Origin of the sequence: Caballeronia sp. LZ001, from assembly GCF_031450875.1 — a bacterium.
Taxonomy (GTDB): domain Bacteria; phylum Pseudomonadota; class Gammaproteobacteria; order Burkholderiales; family Burkholderiaceae; genus Caballeronia.
Genome location: NZ_JARTVX010000004.1, coordinates 1,398,416 through 1,417,750, shown reverse-complemented (window position 1 = coordinate 1,417,750; position 19,335 = coordinate 1,398,416). Strand labels below are relative to the sequence as shown.

The 19,335-nt window shown below is 62.6% G+C and carries 18 protein-coding genes and 1 pseudogene; 9 read left to right on the top strand and 10 right to left on the bottom strand.

The features are described from left to right. Nucleotides 1-25: 25 nt before the first annotated feature. Nucleotides 26-463: a DUF4399 domain-containing protein gene (locus tag P9292_RS17260; RefSeq protein ID WP_244829619.1), complete on the bottom strand. Its 438-nt coding sequence runs from the start codon at nucleotides 461-463 to the stop codon at nucleotides 26-28. Nucleotides 464-824: 361 nt separating this feature from the next. Between P9292_RS17260 and P9292_RS17255 the strand changes: the two genes are divergently transcribed. Then, nucleotides 825-2,723 carry an SUMF1/EgtB/PvdO family nonheme iron enzyme gene (locus P9292_RS17255; protein WP_309960299.1) on the top strand — a complete coding sequence of 633 codons (1,899 nt, stop codon included), beginning with the start codon at nucleotides 825-827 and terminating at the stop codon, nucleotides 2,721-2,723. Between the two features lie 118 nt (nucleotides 2,724-2,841). Next, entirely contained in the window at nucleotides 2,842-3,840 is a 999-nt protein-coding gene (locus P9292_RS17250; RefSeq protein ID WP_309960297.1) for a fimbrial protein, read from the top strand. Here the strand turns inward: P9292_RS17250 and P9292_RS17245 are convergent. Together P9292_RS17245 and P9292_RS17240 are read right to left on the bottom strand one after the other, a co-directional pair. Then, nucleotides 3,834-5,710, bottom strand: a pseudogene (locus P9292_RS17245) (DUF3857 domain-containing transglutaminase family protein). The gene P9292_RS17250 and the pseudogene P9292_RS17245 sit on opposite strands and share 7 nt — an antisense overlap. Before the next feature lie 115 nt (nucleotides 5,711-5,825). Continuing rightward, the gene (locus tag P9292_RS17240) at nucleotides 5,826-7,007 is read right to left on the bottom strand and encodes a glycosyltransferase family 9 protein (RefSeq protein WP_309960294.1); all 1,182 of its coding nucleotides are present in this window, start codon (nucleotides 7,005-7,007) and stop codon (nucleotides 5,826-5,828) included. A 388-nt stretch (nucleotides 7,008-7,395) separates the two neighbouring features. Between P9292_RS17240 and P9292_RS17235 the strand changes: the two genes are divergently transcribed. The 4 genes from P9292_RS17235 (at nucleotide 7,396) to P9292_RS17220 (ending at nucleotide 9,644) form a co-directional block, all read left to right on the top strand. Next, the gene (locus P9292_RS17235; protein WP_250467122.1) at nucleotides 7,396-8,328 is read left to right on the top strand and encodes an aldo/keto reductase; all 933 of its coding nucleotides are present in this window, start codon (nucleotides 7,396-7,398) and stop codon (nucleotides 8,326-8,328) included. A 20-nt stretch (nucleotides 8,329-8,348) separates the two neighbouring features. Continuing rightward, nucleotides 8,349-8,771 (top strand): DUF1810 domain-containing protein, encoded by a 423-nt coding sequence (locus P9292_RS17230; protein ID WP_309960292.1) that lies wholly within the window; start codon nucleotides 8,349-8,351, stop codon nucleotides 8,769-8,771. A 57-nt stretch (nucleotides 8,772-8,828) separates the two neighbouring features. Then, complete coding sequence (locus P9292_RS17225) at nucleotides 8,829-9,044, top strand: DUF2945 domain-containing protein (RefSeq protein ID WP_309960290.1); 216 nt, start codon at nucleotides 8,829-8,831, stop codon at nucleotides 9,042-9,044. 162 nt (nucleotides 9,045-9,206) lie between these two features. After that, entirely contained in the window at nucleotides 9,207-9,644 is a 438-nt protein-coding gene (locus P9292_RS17220; protein WP_244829612.1) for a PRC-barrel domain-containing protein, read from the top strand. A 160-nt stretch (nucleotides 9,645-9,804) separates the two neighbouring features. Here P9292_RS17220 and P9292_RS17215 read toward each other — a convergent pair whose 3' ends face one another. Continuing rightward, on the bottom strand, nucleotides 9,805-11,508 hold the full coding sequence (locus P9292_RS17215) for a methyl-accepting chemotaxis protein (protein WP_309960288.1): 1,704 nt from the start codon (nucleotides 11,506-11,508) through the stop codon (nucleotides 9,805-9,807). Between the two features lie 264 nt (nucleotides 11,509-11,772). Between P9292_RS17215 and P9292_RS17210 the strand changes: the two genes are divergently transcribed. After that, nucleotides 11,773-13,017: an aminotransferase class V-fold PLP-dependent enzyme gene (locus P9292_RS17210; protein ID WP_309960286.1), complete on the top strand. Its 1,245-nt coding sequence runs from the start codon at nucleotides 11,773-11,775 to the stop codon at nucleotides 13,015-13,017. 44 nt (nucleotides 13,018-13,061) lie between these two features. On the opposite strand, the gene P9292_RS17205 is transcribed toward P9292_RS17210, so the two are convergent. Next, complete coding sequence (locus P9292_RS17205) at nucleotides 13,062-13,949, bottom strand: NAD-dependent protein deacetylase (protein ID WP_309960284.1); 888 nt, start codon at nucleotides 13,947-13,949, stop codon at nucleotides 13,062-13,064. A gap of 107 nt (nucleotides 13,950-14,056) precedes the next feature. Between P9292_RS17205 and P9292_RS17200 the strand changes: the two genes are divergently transcribed. Beyond that, nucleotides 14,057-15,067 (top strand): zinc-binding alcohol dehydrogenase family protein, encoded by a 1,011-nt coding sequence (locus P9292_RS17200; protein WP_250467130.1) that lies wholly within the window; start codon nucleotides 14,057-14,059, stop codon nucleotides 15,065-15,067. A 4-nt stretch (nucleotides 15,068-15,071) separates the two neighbouring features. Here P9292_RS17200 and P9292_RS17195 read toward each other — a convergent pair whose 3' ends face one another. The 3 genes from P9292_RS17195 to P9292_RS17185 all read right to left on the bottom strand — a co-directional run bounded on the left by P9292_RS17195 (nucleotide 15,072) and on the right by P9292_RS17185 (nucleotide 17,131). Beyond that, nucleotides 15,072-15,476, bottom strand: a complete 405-nt coding sequence (locus P9292_RS17195; RefSeq protein ID WP_309960282.1) for a GFA family protein — start codon at nucleotides 15,474-15,476, stop codon at nucleotides 15,072-15,074. A 240-nt stretch (nucleotides 15,477-15,716) separates the two neighbouring features. Beyond that, nucleotides 15,717-16,277 (bottom strand): hypothetical protein, encoded by a 561-nt coding sequence (locus P9292_RS17190; protein WP_244829606.1) that lies wholly within the window; start codon nucleotides 16,275-16,277, stop codon nucleotides 15,717-15,719. A 200-nt stretch (nucleotides 16,278-16,477) separates the two neighbouring features. Beyond that, complete coding sequence (locus tag P9292_RS17185; RefSeq protein WP_309960279.1) at nucleotides 16,478-17,131, bottom strand: OmpW family outer membrane protein; 654 nt, start codon at nucleotides 17,129-17,131, stop codon at nucleotides 16,478-16,480. 195 nt (nucleotides 17,132-17,326) lie between these two features. Here P9292_RS17185 and P9292_RS17180 point away from each other — a divergent pair, with 195 nt between their 5' ends. Then, the gene (locus P9292_RS17180; RefSeq protein WP_309960277.1) at nucleotides 17,327-17,608 is read left to right on the top strand and encodes a hypothetical protein; all 282 of its coding nucleotides are present in this window, start codon (nucleotides 17,327-17,329) and stop codon (nucleotides 17,606-17,608) included. 117 nt (nucleotides 17,609-17,725) lie between these two features. Here the strand turns inward: P9292_RS17180 and P9292_RS17175 are convergent, their stop codons facing one another. Both P9292_RS17175 and P9292_RS17170 read right to left on the bottom strand, forming a co-directional pair. After that, entirely contained in the window at nucleotides 17,726-18,223 is a 498-nt protein-coding gene (locus tag P9292_RS17175; RefSeq protein WP_309960275.1) for a hypothetical protein, read from the bottom strand. A 117-nt stretch (nucleotides 18,224-18,340) separates the two neighbouring features. Further along, nucleotides 18,341-19,309 (bottom strand): GlxA family transcriptional regulator, encoded by a 969-nt coding sequence (locus P9292_RS17170; RefSeq protein ID WP_244829603.1) that lies wholly within the window; start codon nucleotides 19,307-19,309, stop codon nucleotides 18,341-18,343. Between the last annotated feature and the right edge of the window lie 26 nt (nucleotides 19,310-19,335).

Here is a 19,335-nt window from a genome sequence, read left to right as displayed (position 1 = left end):
GGGCTGCGCGGTTGCCGTGCATGCTTCATTTCATCGTGATGGTGATCTTCTTGGAATAAACAGGAGGATCGTGCGGTACGTGGTTGTAGTCGCCCATCAGCAGCTGTAGCGTGTGCTTGCCCGGCGGAAGCTCCAGGCGCGCATCGGTCTCGCCCGCGCCATAGTGAAAGTGATTGCGGTCGGAGGGAATCTCCTGATCGAGCGGCGGCAGGTCAGTATCGATCAGCAAGTGGTGATGTCCGACGTTGGGCATGTCCACGCCCTTCGGACAGACGCCCATGTTGCGCAGTCCCATGCGTACCCAAAGTTTGCCGCCCGAGATCACGGCGCCGTCGGGCGGCCAGATGATGTATGCCTCGGCGTTCGGCGGAGCGGGAGTGCGCTGACGCGCGGCGGAAAAAGACGTATCGGCGGCGACGGCGGCGAGTGAAGCCAGTGCGCCAAGCACGGTTCTTCTCAACATGTTGTGCATGCCTCTTGATGAACAGTCACATGAAGGACTGACGAATGTGCGAGCGCTGAAGATACTGTCGTACGCTCGTGCGTGGAGCGATCAAGCCGTCGTCAGGTTTTTAGATTAGAACGTAACGTTTAAAAAAGATACTTACGAGAGACCGGAAGCGCACTCCTCATCACGCATACCTGCTTAATGGGGATTTAAGTGCCGACTGACCGCGTGCTATCTTTGTTTGTGCTGCAGATGCACGAGCGCGACGGCAAATGCATGGTCCTCGCATGCGCCGACTTCGCATGAGCATCCAGGCGACAACGACAGACGCGCGAACGGCGCGCCCCTAATCAAGCCGGACCGAAAGGGTGTGAATATGTGGCGAACTCTCTTCATCGCAGGCATGTTCGTGACGATGGGCGGCGCGTTCGCAGCGCCTTCCGATCCACCGCTTGAGAGACCTTCGGTCGCGGCCGCCGACACTCATGCGAATCGCATGGCGCTCGTTATCGGCAATACGCACTACGGCGACGCCCCGCTGCCGGCCGCGGAGCACGACGCATACGATATGAGCGTTGCGCTCACGTCGCTCGGATTCAACGTGACGCGCCGTATCGATCTCAACGAGACCGCCATGCGCGACGCGCTCGACACGTTCGTCATGCAACTGGGTCCACACGATACCGCGCTCGTCTACTTTGCGGGCCACGGTCTGCAGGCAGGCGGCGATGCCCTGCTCGCCCCGCTCGATGCCCGCGCCGATGCGCCCGTCACGCTGGTCGAGAAAGGTATTCCGGTGAAGGATGTCGTGGCGCGCATGGTGCAACGCCGTCCGGACGCCGCGAACATCGTCGTGCTCGACATGTGTCTGAACGATCCCTTCGGTGCCGCGCCCACCGAGAGCATGTCTTCGCCCGCGAACACACTGGTTGCGTACGCAACTACTTTTGCGACCGAAGCCGCCGAGACGGAACGCAACGGCCTTTACACCGCCGCGCTGTTACGAGCGATGTCCGGCGGAGCACGCGCCACATCCAGAATATTCGAAATAGCCGCCGCAAATGTCGCGCAGTCGACGCACGATAGCCAACGGCCGTGGATCGCATCGACACTCGATGCCGCATTCACACTCGCACCGATGTCGTTAGCTTCCACGGACGCCATCGATGCGACGCAATCCGCCACGGGTACCCGTACGCGCGGCATTCTTCCCAAGGACAGCAGCGAGCAATACGAACTGACCTTCTGGGATTCGATCAAGGACAGCACGTACCCAAGCGATTACGAAGCCTATTTGAAGGCGTATCCGAACGGACGATTCGCCACGCTTGCCAAGGCACGCATCGATCGCTTGCGGGCGGCCGCCGCAAGCTCGAAGCCCGCGGCATCGCCGCAGTTGCCAGCTTCGCCTACTCCGGCGCCAACGCCGAAGCCCGCGCCGCCTATCGTCGCTGAAAAGCCGCGTCAAACCGCGCCCACGCCTGCACCGGCAACCACGACCGCCCCTGTCGCAGTTGCATCCAAACCCGCAGCGAAGACTTCCGCTGGGGCCGAAGTAAAAGACTGCCCGTCTTGTCCCGCGCTGGTCCCGCTCTCGGCTGGCAGCTTCACCATGGGCAGCAACAACGACGATCCCGCAGAAAAGCCGCCGCATCGCGTGGCCATTGCGCAGCCGTATCTCATCGGCAAATACGAGGTGACGATCGAACAATGGAATGCATGCGTCGATGCCGGCGCCTGCACACGTATCTCACCCGATGGCGACGCCGGCAACGCGCCGCCCGCCAATGCGCCGATGCGCAACGTCAGTTGGGACGACGCGCAGGTCTACGTCAAATGGTTGAGCAAGGTGGGCGGCAAGGCATATCGCCTGCCGACCGAGGCCGAATGGGAATATGCGGCGCGCGGCGGCACGCAGAGCACTTACTGGTGGGGCGATCAAATGAAGAAAGGCAACGCCGACTGCAAGGATTGCGGCGAGCCTTATCGTCCCGAAGCGCCGACGCCCGTAGGCTCATTTGCCGCGAATCCGTATGGTCTCCACGACATGAACGGCAGCGTCTGGGAATGGGTCGCCGACTGCTGGCACGGCAACTACAAAGGCGCACCGGCCGATGGCCACGCGTGGGACGATCCATCATGTTCAGTGCGCGTGATTCGCGGCGGCTCGTGGCGCGAAGGCGCGAGCTATATGCAATCGGCCACGCGATTCAAATACAGCTCGAGCGTGAGGCAATCGCAGAACGGTTTTCGTGTAGCGCGTGACGCGCAGTGAAGGCACGCAACGCAAGCGTGATGACGAATGAATTTTGTGCTATCGCTTAATCGTCCAGGGCAGGATTCATCCGCAACGATCGGCATACTCATTGACCCTTCCGATCATCGTGAAAGCCATGCGTTTTTTCACTTCGTCACCGTACGCCACAGCGCGCTTTTCGTCGGCCAGAGTGGCCATTGCCGTTGCAGCGCTGCTAGGTTCGAACGTGGCGCACGCAGCCTGCACCTGGATAAATGGTCAGAGCACGCAGACTTACGTCTTCGCAATTCCCAGCGTCAGCGTTGGACGCGATACCGCGGTCGGTACGTTGCTGTATAACGCTCCGCAGCAAACCGCCATCCCGGCTTCAGGTAATTTCGCCACGTGCGCGAGCAACGGGATCGTCAACCGGAGCGTCACCGGCGGCGCCCAGGTCTCCGCGAGTCCGTACACTTTCGCCACCAACGTGCCGGGCATCGGTATGCGCTTTTACGACAGCTACGGCGGCGTGCGGCGATACTGGGGCGCTGGCGACGGGGAGACCTTCAATGGTCAGTGGGCCTGGAACGGAACGACGCTCGGCGTGGAGGTTGTCACAACCGGACCGGTAGGGAACGGTACAGTGAATGGCGCCTTGACCGCGCAGATGATGCTTGGAGGAACGCTCGTCGACGCCATTCTGAGCACCTCGCCATTCGCGGTAGTCGGCGCGACTTGTTCGGTCAAGTCATCGGTAATTTACGTCACGATGAAAACGGTGAATACATCTGCATTGAAGGCGGTCGGTGCATCCGCCGAGCCAACACCGCTGTCGATCAACCTCGACTGCGCGTCGAACATACGCGTATTCGTGACCCTAACTGACAGCGTGGCGCCAGGCAACCGCTCCAACACACTGACGCCGACTAGCGATTCGACCGCGCAAGGTGTTGCATTGCAAATCCTCAACGGCGATACAGCGGTGAATTTTGGCGCCGATACATCCGTGGCTGGCAACCCGGGCCAATGGATGGTCGCCACGTCGACAGGCGGCCCAATGAGCATTCCGCTCGTCGTGCAATACATCCGGGTGGCATCGACCGTGTCGCCTGGCAGCCTGTCCGGGCTCGTCACCTTCACCATGTCTTATCAATGACGCGCCTTCACGATGATCTGCCCTTGCGTATCGCGCTCGATCTTCTTAAGCACCGGCTGCGCCGCCTGAAAGTCCTCGGGCGTGCAGACCTGCTTGCCGAAATTCGCGGTGAAAGTGCGCGAGATCTGAATCGTGTTGGTCGCTGCATCGAACAGATAGCGCGATGAAAAGCGGAAGAAGCCGCTATCGAGGTCGAGGTTGTCGGGCACTTCGACCACGTGCATCGTACGAGGAAGCACGATCTGCGATACCTCGTCGAACACGCCGCCTACGCACAGATAAGGTTGCGTACGCACGCGCTCCGCAAGCCAGTTGCGCGCCTGCGTCGCGATGCCGCCCGAGAGACTCGTCAACGCGGGCAACGCGGTCGTGCCAGTGGGCCAGACCACGTCGTCAAGCGTGCCGTTCACGGTCGTGGCGAAGGGGCCGCTCGTGGCATCGACATCGCTGGTCGTGAGCGCGCCCGCGCCACGCAGATTCGTATAACGCAGACGGTCCGTTGCGATCTGCTCGCGCCGCTCCGTATTCGCCGAACGCAAATTCATACGCTCGATCTCGGCACTCCATCCTGCATCCTCGACCCAGTACGCAAAGTTGGCGACGCCTCCGGGCGCCACGTCGATCTGCAATCGCGCCGCGCGCGACAAGGGCTGCGTGGATGCGTGTGCGAAAGCTTGCCGGCATTCACGAGCACGGTCGGGCGATCCATGTCCGCGAGTGGCAGATAGCCGAACTCGACGCTCGCCGCCGTGCTATCCGCATATAGATTCAGATCGGGCATCCATGTGATGACGTGATTGATCGCGCCCGCGCCGTAGCCTGGCACCGAAGGCAGCGAATACACCGCGCCCAGGCCGATCAGCGCGGGCTCGTTGCGAATGCCCACGGCATCGAGCAACGCGCCGAACAGCGCGACGTGGTCCTTGCAATCGCCATAACGATTCGCAAGTACCTCGGTCACGCGATGCGGCACGGCGGGACTTTGACCGATGAACATCGCGACATAGCGGATATTGCGACGTACCCAGTCGTAGAGCGTCTTTGCTTTGGCGCGCGCGTCGGCGTCGTTGCGTGTGAGCGATTGCGCGAACGCGATCACGGCGGGATCTTTCGTGCTCGGGTCCACGGAAGGTTCGCGATAGCTCGCGGCGAAGCTCGCGTAATCGGGAAACGTCGACACCATCAGACGGTCGCCGTATTGCGCGTAAGCGACCGAGCCGGTTTCGATGCGCGCAATGTGTTCGCGACGGTAATCGAACGCATAGCGCGTGCGGCCATTCGCGGTGACGGGCGGCTCGGCTTCATAGCCGCGCGCATCGGCGAAGAGCGGCTTGGTCGCGGGCAGATCGAAGATGAGCCGCTGTGCAAGCACCGGCCGCGAACCTGGATCGACGTAATAGTTGAACTGCCCCGCGATGACAGGACTCGCCTGGCTCTTGCGAAACCGCAGATGCACCGTCGAGCCGATGCCCACCGCCGGAAAAATCACCGCGCGCAGCTTGGCGTCCTGAAACGTGGGCGCGCCTGCCGAACGCGGCTCCTGGATGTCACGGATCTGCTCGGGCGAAACATCGTGACGCGCGCCGTTGGCATCGACGGAATAGGCTTCGACGATTTCCACGTTCGACACGCTGCGGTCGTACCAGACGTAACGCTGCGCAATTTCGTCGATGCCGGCCGACGTGTTCGCGCGCAACACGGTGGTATCGTCCTCCGTCACCGAACCGTCTTCGGCCACGACGAACTCGTGGCTGTCGCTGATAACGGTCGATGGATCGTCGTCGCCGGATGCGGCATGCGCAATGCCAGTCAGCGCGATCGCCAAGACGAGCGCCAGGACGAGAACCAAACGGATCGATAGACGAGTCATGTCGCGGGCGCATGTGGGAGCTGCGTCAATCGTACATGAAGCGCGCCGGGGTCGAGCGGCGTCAGCGTGCAGCGAGTTGCGCCAGATCGGCCTGCAATTCGTCGAGCGGATGAGATCAGTCGCCGAGTTGCGTCTGACGATAAAGCCGCATAGACGGATACCAGGGCGTGAAGCGCTGACAGTCATACCAGCGGCAATCGCACGCGTTTGCAAGCAGCACCCACACGGGACGATTCAACGCGCCTGCAAGATGCGCGGGCCCGGAATCGATGGTAATGAACAAATCGAGTTCGTCGAGGACGTATGCCGTATCGCCGAAATCCGCGAGATACGGCGCCATGTCGATGACATCGTGTGCCTGCATCAACGCACGTTCGTCATCGGTCAGCGCGCCGACCTGAAGCGAGTAGAAGCGGCAATCGGGATTGGCGAACAACGCGGCCAGTTGTTGGAGTTGCATCGACCGGTACGGCTCATGGCGCACGTTGCTGGCGCTGCGCCAGCCGATACCGACCTTCATCCGCTTCGGTTCGCGTGGCATCGATGCAAGCGCTTCGTGCGGCAAGCCGCGATTGGGATTGCATGCGATCATGCCGCCGGGATTCTCCATCGGAAAATATGGCGAATGCTGATAGCGCGCGAAGAGATTGAACACGTACGTGATGCGGTCGCAATGCTGCATCTCGTGCGCACGTTGCTCGGCCGTCGGGATGACAAGACGCACGCCTTCGCGCGGGCGGACGACATCGCGCCACTCGTCGAAGACTTCGATGACCAACTCGCGTGCGCCTTCCCGCAGCAAGGCATCGACGTAGCGCGAATAGAGCACGAAATCGCCGAAGCCGCCTTCGATGGAGATCAAGATCGACTTGCCGGCAACGGGTTCGTCTATGCCGAGCAGCTTGGGACGCGCCAAGTCGATCCACGGCATGTCACCGCTAAAGAGCACGTGGAGAAGCGACTCGCCGCGTCCGACATCGCGGTTGATGCGATGCAGTGCATGCGCTTCGTGATACTTGCCGCTCGAGTAAAGCACCATCGCGAGTTCTTCGGTGAGCTGGTAGCGCACTAAGGGAGACATGTCATGCGTAAGCGCTATCCTGAGACAACGTTCCGCAAGCTCGCGCATGCCGAGATAGTTCAAGTCGATGCCGAGTTGTCCGATCCATATGCCCGGATCGGGCAAGGCGGCGAGTCGAGTGATCATGGCCTGCGCTTCGACGGCGCGCCCGGCCACGCGCAAGGCGCGCACGCTGTCTATGTTGAGCGGTAAGTTCTGGGCGTCTGGGAGACTCATTTTTGTTTTGCAAGGTGCGAAGAGCGAAGCCGCGAATGCCGGCGCTCGGGCGCACATGCTAACTGCACGGTTCGCCTTAGCTGCAAAAAAATGTCAGATCGAGCTTTCGTTGCCGGGTACGACTTCCGAGCATAGACGCAAGCGTATCGATCAGGCGAGCACGTACGTGAAACAAACGCGCCGGTTATGGTAACCGTTTCCGAGTCTGTCTCGACGAGCCCAGGAAGAAGAAGCGCCGGCATCGTTCGTTTCGGTATCGGGTTATCCTGCTGCGAGACGCGGGTTGCACCGGACATTGCGTCTGTTCTTGCATGTCTTCGCCAGGAGCCTGATCGATGATGCCTTTGCCTAACTCGAACCATGCACTGCGTCATGGTTCTTCTCTGCCATGAACGGCCGTTCACCGGATCGCCGACGGTTCCTGCGTGTCGCGGCCACGGCGGCGCTCGCCGGAGCGACAAACCCGCTCATCGCGCAGATCGCGCCCTCGCAGTCGACGCCCATGCACAAGCGCCCGATTCCATCGAGCAACGAAGCGCTGCCTGTAATCGGCTGCGGCACGTGGCGCACATTCGACGTCGGCGACGACGCCGCCCGCCGTCGCGAACTCGCCGAAGTGCTGCGCGTGCTGTTCGCGGCGGGCGGCTCGGTGATCGATTCATCGCCCATGTATGGCTCGTCCGAAGCCGTCGCGGGCGACCTGCTCGCCGAATTGCACGCACGCGACAAGGCGTTCATCGCCACCAAGGTGTGGACCGATGGACGCGAGGCGGGCATCGCGCAAATGGAACAGTCGATGCGCCTTTTCAAAACGCCGCGCATCGACCTCATGCAGATCCACAATCTGCTCGACTGGCGCACGCAACTCGCCACGCTGCGCGATTGGAAAGCGGCCGGGCGCGTGCGCTATATCGGCGTTACGCATTACACGTCGAGCGCGTTCGGGCAGGTCGAAGCGGTGCTGCGATCCGAGCGTGTGGACTTCGTGCAAATCAACTACGCGGCCAACGACCGCGACGCCGAGGAACGGCTGCTGCCGCTTGCCGCCGAGCGCGGCGTCGCGGTGCTCGTCAATCAGCCGTTCGGCGGCGGCTCGCTGCTCGCCTCGCTTCGCGCAAAACCGCTGCCCGCGTTCGCGGCCGATTTGGGCTGCACGAGTTGGGCACAGCTTCTGCTCAAATTCGTGTTGGGAAACCCCGCCGTCACTTGCGTGATTCCGGGCACCGGACGGCGCGAGTACATGATCGACAACGTGCGCGCGGGCATTGGCGATTATCCGGATGCGGCGCTGCGAAAGCGCATCGCGGATGCCGTCGCGTGACTACAGAGCCAGGACATGCCATGAGCGATACCTTCGATCTCCAACGCTTCGTCGATGGACAAGAAACCGTCATCGACGACGTGCGCGCCGAGTTGTCCGCCGGCCGCAAGCGCACGCACTGGATGTGGTTCGTGTTCCCGCAAATCGCAGGTCTCGGCCATAGCCACATGGCGCGGCATTACGCTATCCAGTCCCGCGCGGAAGCCGAAGCCTATATCGCGCATCCTGTGCTCGGCGCGCGGCTCGTCGAATTGACGGGCATCGTCAACGGCGTGAAGAATTCGAGCGTCGAGCAAATTTTTGGGTATCCGGACGACATGAAGTTTCATTCGTCGATGACGCTCTTCGCGCGCACCGCGCCCGATCCCGCGATCTTTAACGACGCGCTGCAACGCTTTTTCGATGGCCACGAGGATGAAGGGACGCTCGCCCGCTTGAAGTAGCCGTGCGTGGGCATGGCCGTTGCGCTTTCGTTGGCACTTTAACGATGGAGAGACGCGATGACTCAATCCCTCAAGCTGCACGATCACGTTAGCTGGAGTACGCCGCAGGGCGAGACCACGGGCCATGTCGTGAAAGTGATCCACGAACGCACGACAGTCGATGGCCATACGGTCAATGCATCGAAGTCCGATCCGCACTACGAGGTGGAAAGCGACAAGAGCGGCAAGCATGCCGTGCACAAAGCGGAAGCGCTGAAACGCATTTCACACTGAATTTTCTTCGATTTCCGCGTCACGGCGTGCGCCCCAAGCGGGTGCACGCCGTGCGTATGAGCACGTTCCCTGCAAAATTCGCAATAAACGTTCACACTTCTACCGCGCTAGATTCGCGCAATTCCCAAGAACTGATTTGCCAAATCTTTTGAGGATTGGAAGATGAACTCGAAACTCGTGGCACTGCTCTTCGCCGCATCGGCCATTGGCCTGACTTCCACCGCGTCCTACGCGCAAGTTGCGGGCGCACAGACGCTCGGCGTATCGGTCGAGGTATCGACCGCCATCATCGACGGCTGGAGCGTCAGGAAGTCGATTCTCAACAAGCCCGTCTTCAATGAACAGGGCGCGAAGGTCGGCGTGATCCACGACATCATCGTGGCGCCAGACCGTTCGGTTTCGTTCGCGATCATCGCGGCAAACCAGTTCCTCGGCGTCTCGCATCACGACGTCGCCATTCCAGTCGAGCAACTCGATTTCCAGGGCGGCAAGCTCGTGCTGCCCGGCGCGACGAAGGACGCGATCAAGGCCCTGCCCGAATTCCAGTACACGAAGGTCAAGGCAACGCCGAAGCCGCGTGCGGAGTTCGAACATCATTGATGCTTGGCAGGCAGCGGCGTGAGGTTTGCGCCGCTGCAGGTCGCTTGCGAGTTCGTCGTATCGAAGTAAGCACGCTTCAAAGCCGTGGCGGCGTTCGTTCGACGCCGCTACGCACGGCATCGGTCCGACGCAGCTTCAACGCGCTAATGCGCGCGATCGGTCAGAACGAACTCCACTCGTCGCCATGCGTCGCCGCAGCGGTCGCCACGGGCGCGGCACGCCGCGTACGCGCGGGTGCGGCAACGCGCGCGGCAGTACGCGCCACGGGCGCGGCAGGCGCATACGACCGGGGCGCAATACCACCGCCTTCGACCACGAAGAACGCCATGACTTCGTTCAGGCGACGGCCCTGCTCTTCCAGCGCCTGCGATGCGGCCGCGGCTTCCTCGACGAGCGCCGCGTTCTGTTGCGTGACCTCGTCCATCTGCGTGATGGCCTGATTCACCTGCTCGATGCCGCGTCCCTGCTCCGCCGATGCTGCCGCGATCTCCGACATGATGTCGGTCACCTGAGCCACGGCCTGCGTTACTTCGGTCATGGTCGTACCGGCTTCGCTCGCGAGTGCCGAACCGTCCTTCACCTTTTCGACGGAATCGGCGATCAGTTCCTTGATCTCCTTCGCCGCCGACGACGAGCGCTGCGCGAGGCTGCGCACTTCGCTTGCCACGACCGCAAAGCCGCGTCCCTGTTCACCCGCGCGCGCCGCTTCAACGGCCGCGTTGAGCGCCAGAATGTTGGTCTGGAAAGCGATGCCTTCGATGATGCCCGTGATCTCCGCGATCTTCGACGAGCTGTTGCTGATGCCGTGCATGGTGTCGACCACGCGACCGACCACATCGCTGCCCTTTCGCGCGACATTCGAGGCATTCGACGCGAGCGAACTCGCCTGATGCGCGTTGTCGGCATTCTGACGCACCGTGGACGTCAATTGCTCCATGCTCGCCGCCGTTTCCTGCAACGACGCCGCCTGCTCTTCGGTGCGCTGGCTCAGGTCCGTGTTGCCTGTGGCCAGTTCCTTGGCGGCGCCGCCCACCGCGCCGCTGCTGTCGCGCACACGGCTCACGGTTTCGGTCAGGCGTTCGTTCATCTCGGCAAGCGCACGCAGCAAGTCGCCAGTCTCGTCCTTCGAATCGGCGATGATCGTGCTGCGCAAGTCGCCACGCGCCACGGTTTGCGCGATCTCGACTGCGTCCTCGATAGGCCGGGTGATCGAACGCGTGATCGCAAAGCCCGCAGCCACCGCGAACAGCGTGGCGAACGCGCACAACGCGATCAGCACGTTGCGCTGCATTTCGTACTGAGCTTCGAAATCACGCACGATCTCTTCGCGACGCGTGGCCGTGTAGCTCGCGTAGTCGTCGGTGGCCTTGACCAGTTGGGCGAGCAGCGGACGGCATTCGTCGTCCATCTTGGAGATCGCCTGGTCGTGCTTGCCGGCGAGCGCGAGGCCGACGATATCCGTCGCCACCGGGCCGTACAAGCCTTCCACGCGCGCCATTTCGGCGACGAGGCCACGGGCCTTCTCGCTCGTGTCGCTCGCCGAGGCGATCATGTCCTTGAGTTGTTTCAGGCGCGCCTGCACGTCTTCGTGAGCGCGCGTGACCTGGGCTTTTTCCAATTCGAGATCGGCGGGCTTGCTGACGAGCACGAGATTGCGTGCGGCAATGGCGCGGCGATCGACTGCGGTGCGCAACTGACTGGCCACATCGGCGCGCGCGTTGATGCCGTTGACGTAGTTCGCGAAGCCGTCGGTCGCCTGGGAAAGCGAGCGCAGCGACATGCCTGCGACGAGCACCACGAGGACGGCAAGAATGCCGAAGCCGGCGACCAGTTTGTTCTTGATCGTGATGTTTCTAAGGTTCATTTGAAGGTTCTCTCAGTCAGTTCGTGGAACTGTTTCGGCGTCGTATGTTCGACTCGTGCGCCTTACGCGGCGTACAAGCGAACGTTTGCCCTCATCCGGGGCTTGGCGCTCTAGGAACTATTACGGCGGGCGGTTGCGAAGTCTGAAGGGGCGGAAATACGATTAGTCGGCATTTTGTCCATACCTTCGTCGCAACGGCGGTAACTTTGTCCAATCGATACTTCATCGGCGATACTTGATGCTCCTCACGCGATCAAAAGACCGATGACCGAACATCTCGACTTCCGCACGCCTGAATTCAACGCCGCCCTGGCCGCGTTACCCGTCGCGCCTGCCACGAACATCGCTCATGCCGAAGACTGGTGGGACGCGGTGCGCGGGCTGTATAGACAGTCCGACGACCTGATCAATCTGGAAAACGGCTACTGGGGCGCCATGGCCGAGCCGGTCAAGTCGATGTTCCATTACTGGATCGATCGCCTGAACCACGAAACCACGCTGCTCGTGCGTCCGCATTGGATGACGATCCACGACGGCCTGCGTCAGCGTCTTGCTGGCGCCATGGGCTGTTCCGCCGACGAGATAGAGCTCACGCGCAACGCGACCGAGGCGCTGCTTGCGCTCATCAGCGGCTATAACGGCCTCGAACCGGGCGATACCGTGCTCTACAGCAACCTCGACTACCCGTGCGGACGCGATGCGATGGAATGGCTGCGCGAACGGCGCGGCGTCGAGCCAGTGCGCATGACGATGCCCGAGCCTGCCACGCGCGAGGCCGTGCTCGACGCTTACACGTCGGCGTTGAAAGCACATCCGCGCACGAAGCTCGTGCTGCTGTCGCATGTCTGTTTTGCGACGGGGCTGGTGCCGCCGGTTCGCGAGATCGCGGCGCTCGCGAAAGCTGCGGGCGCAGACGTGATCGTCGATGCCGCGCATTCCTGGGGCATGCTCGACTTCGACGTGCCGACGCTCAACGCGCCGTTTGTCGCGTTGAATCTGCACAAGTGGATCGGGGCGCCGCTCGGTTGCGGGGCGATCTACATCAAGAAAGAGCGTCTCGATTCAATTAGTCCCTATCTCGGCGATACGACCTGGCCCGCCGACGATATCCGTTCGCGCGTGCACACGGGTTCGCCGAACTTCGCGGCTTGGCTCACGTTGCCGGCGGCGCTGGAGTTGCATCAGCGCATTGGCGCGCGCTCGAAGGAAGCGCGTCTGCGGGCCTTGCGCGACGCCTGGGCCGAACCGGCGCGCGCGCTGCCGGGCGTGCGGATCATGACGCCAGCGGATGCATCGATGACGGCGGGTATCACTGCGTTTCGCATCGAAGGACTGGCGAGCGATGTCATCGTGAAGACGTTGAAGGACAGGTTTGGCGTGTTCACGGTCGCGCGGCCGATTCTAGATGCAAGCGATGTCGTGCGTGTGACGCCGGGGATTTTTACGCGGATGGAGCAGGCGGAGAGGTTGCTGGAGGGGATTGATTCGATGGCGGGTGAAGCGGGCTGAGTGGATACGTGGGGACGCTCGTTCAACGCATCGAGCGTCCCCGCTCACCCCCCATCCAGCCCCTCGATCAACGCCTCGAGCGTCTCCGAACAAGGCGCCTCGACCTTCAACGCAAGCAATGCATCCGCGCGCGTCTTGCCGATATTGATCGCCGCAATCGGCTTGCCGCTCTTCGCCGCCCATTCGCAGAATCGATAGCCCGAATACACCATCAACGATGACCCGAGCACGAGCATCGCGTCGGCGGCTTCGAGCGAGCTTGCCGCGTCCTGCACCAGCGCGCGCGGCACGCTCTCGCCGAAAAACACCACGTCCGGCTTGAGCACGCCACCACAACGCGTGCAGCCCGGCACATTGAACGAAGCGAAGTCGATATTCTCGATTTGCGCATCGCCATCCGGCACCGACGGCGCCGTGTAATTCGTAAAATCCGGGTTCGCTTCTTCCAGCATCCGCTGCACCGCCACGCGCGTAAGCGCCGCGCCGCAAGCCATGCAGCGCACGCGGCCGAGATTGCCGTGCAGCTCGATGACATCGGGATTTCCAGCACGCGTATGCAAGCCATCGACATTCTGCGTCACCAGCCGATGCACCCGCGAACGCGCCGCCAGCGCCCGCACGGCGTGATGCGCCGCGTTCGGTTGCGCATCCGCCACCACCGGCCAGCCAATCAGGCTGCGCGCCCAGTAACGGCGGCGCGCGTAGTCGTTGCCTAGAAACTCTTTCAGAAGAATCGGCTGACGGCCCGTGCGCTGGCCCTCACGATCGCGATAACAGGGAATACCCGACTCGGTGCTGATACCCGCGCCCGACAGCACGAATAGCCGCGGATGCCGCTCGACAAAATCCTGAAGTGCAAGCACGTGCCGTCCTGAAACCTTATTGAGATGCTCAGAATATAAGGCGAAACGCGCCGCCGCGCCGACGCACAATCCGGCCTTACCACTTTATCGAATACCAAATTGGCTTGACCAGATCGCCGCGTATCGCTAAATTAATGCGCTGTCGCCCCCACACGAACCACATAAAGAGACACGCCATGCTGACCGTCATCTGCGAAACCCCCGGAACTCTCAAGGCCGAACAGCGCGAGAAGCCCGCGCGCGGCGACAACGAAGTGCTGCTGCGCGTGAAGCGCGTCGGCGTGTGCGGGACCGACCTGCATATCTTCACCGGCAATCAGCCGTTCTTGTCGTATCCGCGCGTGATGGGGCATGAACTCTCCGGCGTGATCGAAGAGGCGGATGCATCGAGCGGACTCAAGGCGGGCGACACCGTCTATGTCATGCCCTATCTGTCGTGCGGCAAGTGCATTGCATGCCGCCAGGGCAAAACCAATTGCTGCGTGAACATTCAGGTGCTCGGCGTGCATCGCGACGGCGCGTTCACGGAGTATCTGAACCTCCCCGCGCAATTCGTCCACAAGGCCGAAGGCGTCACGCTCGATCAGGCCGCGATGGTGGAATTCCTCGCGATCGGCGCGCATGCGGTGCGCCGCGCGGATGTGCAACCGGGACAACGCGTGCTGGTCGTCGGCACGGGGCCGATCGGCATGGCGGCGATCACCTTTGCGCGTCTGCGCGGCGCAAACGTGACCGCGCTCGACACGCGTGAAGATCGCCTGAACTTCTGCCGTCGCGAGTTGAAGGCGGACGCGACCGTGCAAATCGGCGAGCGCGACAAGGAAGAGTTGTCGAGCCTCACCAACGGCGAATTCTTCGATGTCGTCTTCGATGCCACGGGCAACTCGCGCGCAATGGAACGCGGCTTCGAATTCATCGCGCATGGCGGCAAGTACGTGCTGGTGTCCATCGTGCCGGACCGCATCTCGTTCGCCGATCCCGAGTTTCACAAGCGCGAAGCAACCTTGCTCGCGAGCCGCAACGCAACGCCCGAGGACTTCGAGACCGTGCTCGATGCCATGCGTCGCGGCGAAGTGCCGACCGATGCGCTCAACACTCACCGGCTCACGCTCGCCGACGTGCCCGAGCGCTTCTCGTCGCTACTCGACCCGAAGGCGGGCGTGGTGAAGGCAATCGTCGAGTGCTGATGAACTAGTACTGCCGGCCGCGTGCGAAGCGCGGCCTGCCCTGCGCGTCGTGCCACGGCTCGGCGTTTTTGCACCAGATTTCGTAAGTGGGCGGAAAGAGGCCGGTTTCGTCGAAGATGCCGGTTGGCACTTCGATTTCCGGCACGCGGTCGAAGGCGAGATAGATAGGCGAGCCGCATGTCAGGCAATGATGCCGATGCCCGGTCTCCGAGCTTTGCCAAGCGACGGTATCGCCCGTGATCTGCACGGCGTCGCGCTCGAAGATGGCATATACGCCGAACGGCGCGCCGTGAATGCGGCGGCATGTCATGCAGTGGCAGAGATTGACTTGCAGCGGCCGCGCGAAAACCGCAAGGCGCACCGCGCCGCACGCGCATTGGCCTTCGTGAAGGGACGTCATGGCGTTCATCTGAAGTCTCCGTTTCGCGCTGCAAGGAGCTTCTAATCGCTTGGCCCTCGGGCGCGTTCGTTATGAGCGTAGGTCGCACGATGCAGACTGCCTGGGCCGTGTTGTCTGGCCGCGTCCGCAAGAGTTGAATACTCTTTCACCGTCTGCTTCAGCCGTATAGCCACGAGCGCGACAAGCGCCCTGCATTAGCCGATGCAACGAGCGCACTCGAGCGAATGCGCTCATCGGCGGCCCTCGGCTTCAGCGAACGTAGTAACCGCGATTTTGCATGCACTCGCCGTACGCGCGCCAGTAGCGCACCATTGGCGGCTCGGGCGGCGGCATCGGCGGCATTTTCATCTCGGCGTAATTTGCATCCGATGCGCCCGAGGCCGCCACGGCGCCCGATGCGCCCGAAGCACCTGCAGCGACCGCGGCTCCGGATGCGCCCATCGGCGCCGATGCGCCCGCGGCAACCGTCGCCGAAGCGCCTGCGGGCCGGCCCGCCATCGTCGCGGATGCGCCCGATGCCGGCGCCGCCGACGCGGCCAGCGCGCCCGATGCAACCGGCGGCAACGGCGGCTCAACCGGGCGCGGAGCCCCGAGCGTGCGCGTCTCGATGGCGTTGTTCTTGGGTGCGGTCTGCGGCTCGCGCGCCATCACGACCTTGGTCGTCTGATTGGCATAGGCGTAGCAGGCCGCGTTGTCGACGCTCTGCTGCCCCGTGCTCTGACTGCGGCCGGGCAAGGCGAGCGGTTGTTGCGCGAAGGCCGCGCCACAACTGACGAGCAAAGCGAATCCCGCGTAAGTGGAAGGTCTCATTGGCTTGCGTTTCCCCGATGCGGTGTTATTAGTCGTTGCAGCGCGCACGGGGTCACGCCGGCCTCAGGCGGCAGGTGACCGCGCGCGTCTGCGCCGGGCCTGCTGCAAGAATACCGTGCCGGCAAAGTGTTCCACGCCAGAAGCACCGGCTTCATCCGCCAAATTTCGATAAAACGGGTCGGTCGCCGCCTGTTTCGCCCTTAGAACTTCATGCCCACGCCAACGCCGAACACCCACGGGTCGATCTTGAGCGAGCCGAGATCGACGCCGCCCGCCGACGCGCTCGTGCGCATCCAGATCTTCTTGACGTCCGCGTTGACGAACAGATTCTTCGCGACCTGCACATCGACGCCCGCCTGAAGCGCGGGGCCGAAGCTGCTGTGCTTGATGGAGACATCGGCGTCGCCCGCTTTCAGTTTGTCGTTGTAGAAGAGCGTGTAGTTGATACCCGCGCCGACATAGGGCCGCACGCGTCCCGCATGATTGAAGTGGTATTGCAACAGCAAGGTCGGCGGCAAAACACCCACGCCGCCCAGCCCGCCTATGCTCGATGTCACCTGATGCCGCGAGGTCGCGAGAATCAGCTCGACGCCGATGTCGTCGCGAATCATGTAGGTGAAGTCGAGTTCGGGAACGATGGAGTTGTTCACGTTGGTGTTGAGCGTGCCGAGCGCCCCGCCCGCGCTCACTTGCGGCTCGATGCTGATGGCGCGCAACCGCACGAGCACATCGCCTGCATGGATGCCGCTCATCGAAACGTTCGACGACGAATCTTCCGCCGCGTGTGCCATGCCCGCGCACAATGCCGCGCATGCCACGACGATGGCGCTAATGCCTGCTTTCACTGTTTTCATTGCTGGTTTTCCCTGTTCTGGATCGATGTCCTGCACAGGAATTGTCCCGAGCGCAGCACAGCCCGGCGTTGATGCGCGTCAAGGCAAGACGCCGTGGTCTGCTCTCCTGCGGGGGACTTTGCGCGAGAACAAGCTATGTTCGCGGGTCCGTTGTTTGCTGGCTACAGTCGGGCGCACAACAACGGGAGGCGATACATGAAACCGATAATCGGCGCACTCAGCCGCACGGCGGGGATACTGCTCGGCGGCACGATCGCAGTCGTGGCAAGCGCCCAGCAACCGAACAAGCTGCACTACGACAGTACTCCGGCTTATCAGGAACACAGCTCGACGACACCTGCCGCAGCGGCGGCATCGGCGAGCGATGCGCTCAAGACGACGCCGGGCAAGACCTCGGCGGGAAAGGGACCAGCGCCGGATCGGCCGAATGGCTTGGGGATGGATGCGGGCGCGGGCAGTATGAGCAAGAAGCCCTGAGCTTCGTGCGGGGTTGGGAGGATCGCAGAACGCGGACGTGTTCGTAGGTCCGCGCGCCTCGATGCGCTACGAACAGGCTGCCAATGTCCTCGCCCCGCAAGACCATTGCTTGGCACGCTATGACGCATCCTTCGCCTTATGCGGCCACGGCCAGGTCGCATACCGCGACGTCTTCGCTGAATCGCTGGACTCGGCTGCATCCAATGACGCTGTGTTCTGCTCGACCTCCGGCAAGTCCTCGCCAAACCAGACCACCTCGCGGCGTCGTTCCTCGACGTACGCATCCCAGCCTTTCGCGTTGTCTTCGAATAGATCGTGACGCACGGTATTCGCGAGCATCGGCCGATTGAGCGTCTCGTCGAGCAGCGCCTTCGGCCACACGAAAAACGCGCCCGACGCGCGCCGGATAAACTCGCGCGGCGTCATGTCGCCCGCGACGAAGCCAAGCAGCGTGAAGTCCGCGAGCGCATCGGTGCCACGCACCGCATCGGCGATGCTCGGATAGTCATCGGCGCATTGACTCAGGCAGAACACGGTTTCCAGCACATCGCCGAGATGCAGCAGCAATGCGCGCCGCTCGAAGGGGTCCTGCACGGGGGACGCTTGTGTCGTCATTCGATCTTCCGTCTGTCGATTTAGTTTGCGATGCAGCGTGCCCGCAGCAAGAAAAGCCGCAACAGCGGCACGCCTCGTTATCCCAATTTTAACGAACGCACGGCGACGCCTGTTCCATCACTTTGAAAAGCGTGTCCTAAAGCTCAGCCGATAGTCGTTCGGCGATACCCCGAGCCGCCGCATGAACACGAGGCGCATGCGGTCCGCGGTGCCGAAGCCGCATTCGTAGGCCACGGTCTTGAGCGGCGTATCCGTGCTTTCGAGCGCGTTGCGCGCAGCATCGACCCGCGCGCGCTCGACGAACTCGTGCGGCGTCATCTGCGCGAGCTGCACGAAGGCCCGCGCGAAATTGCGCTCGCTCATGCCCGCGACCTTCGCGAGTTGCGACACTGCGAGCCTTTCGCCGATGTGCTCCATCACATAACCCTGCACTTTCGCCACCGGCGATGTCTCGTCGGCAGGCGCGCTCAGATAAGGGCTGAACTGCGACTGTCCGCCGCGCCGCTGCGCGAACACGACGAGGCGCTTCGCCACCGCAAGCGCCACGCGCGGCCCGTGATCTTCCGCGACGAGCGCGAGCGCCACATCGATACCCGCCGTCACTCCGGCCGACGTCACGAGCCGCCCATCGCGCATATAGATGCGATCCAACTCCACGCGCGCCTGTGGAAAGCGCTCGGCCAGACGCGGCGCATTCTGCCAGTGCGTGGTCACTCCGCGCCCGTCGAGCAGACCGGCATGACCCAGCGCAAACGCGCCCGTGCAGATCGAGCCGTAACGCTCGCATTTTGCGGCGACATCGGCGAGCCAGGCGGTGAGATCGGGATCGGGTTCATCGAAAGGCAGACCCGGACCGCCCGCGACGAGCGCCGTGTCGTAGCGCCCGCGCGCTTCATGCCATGAGACGTCCGCCAACAGCCGCGTGCCGTTCGATGCGCGCACCGCAAGCGCTTCGGGGCCGACGAGCGTGATTGCGTAGGCATCGGCCGCGGGCACGAACATGTTGGCTTCCGCGAAGACATCGACGGGGCCGGCTACGTCCAGCGCCTGCACGCCGGGAAAGATCGCGAGGGCAACGGTGGGCATCGGCGAAGGCGGTTTTTAGCTCGTTG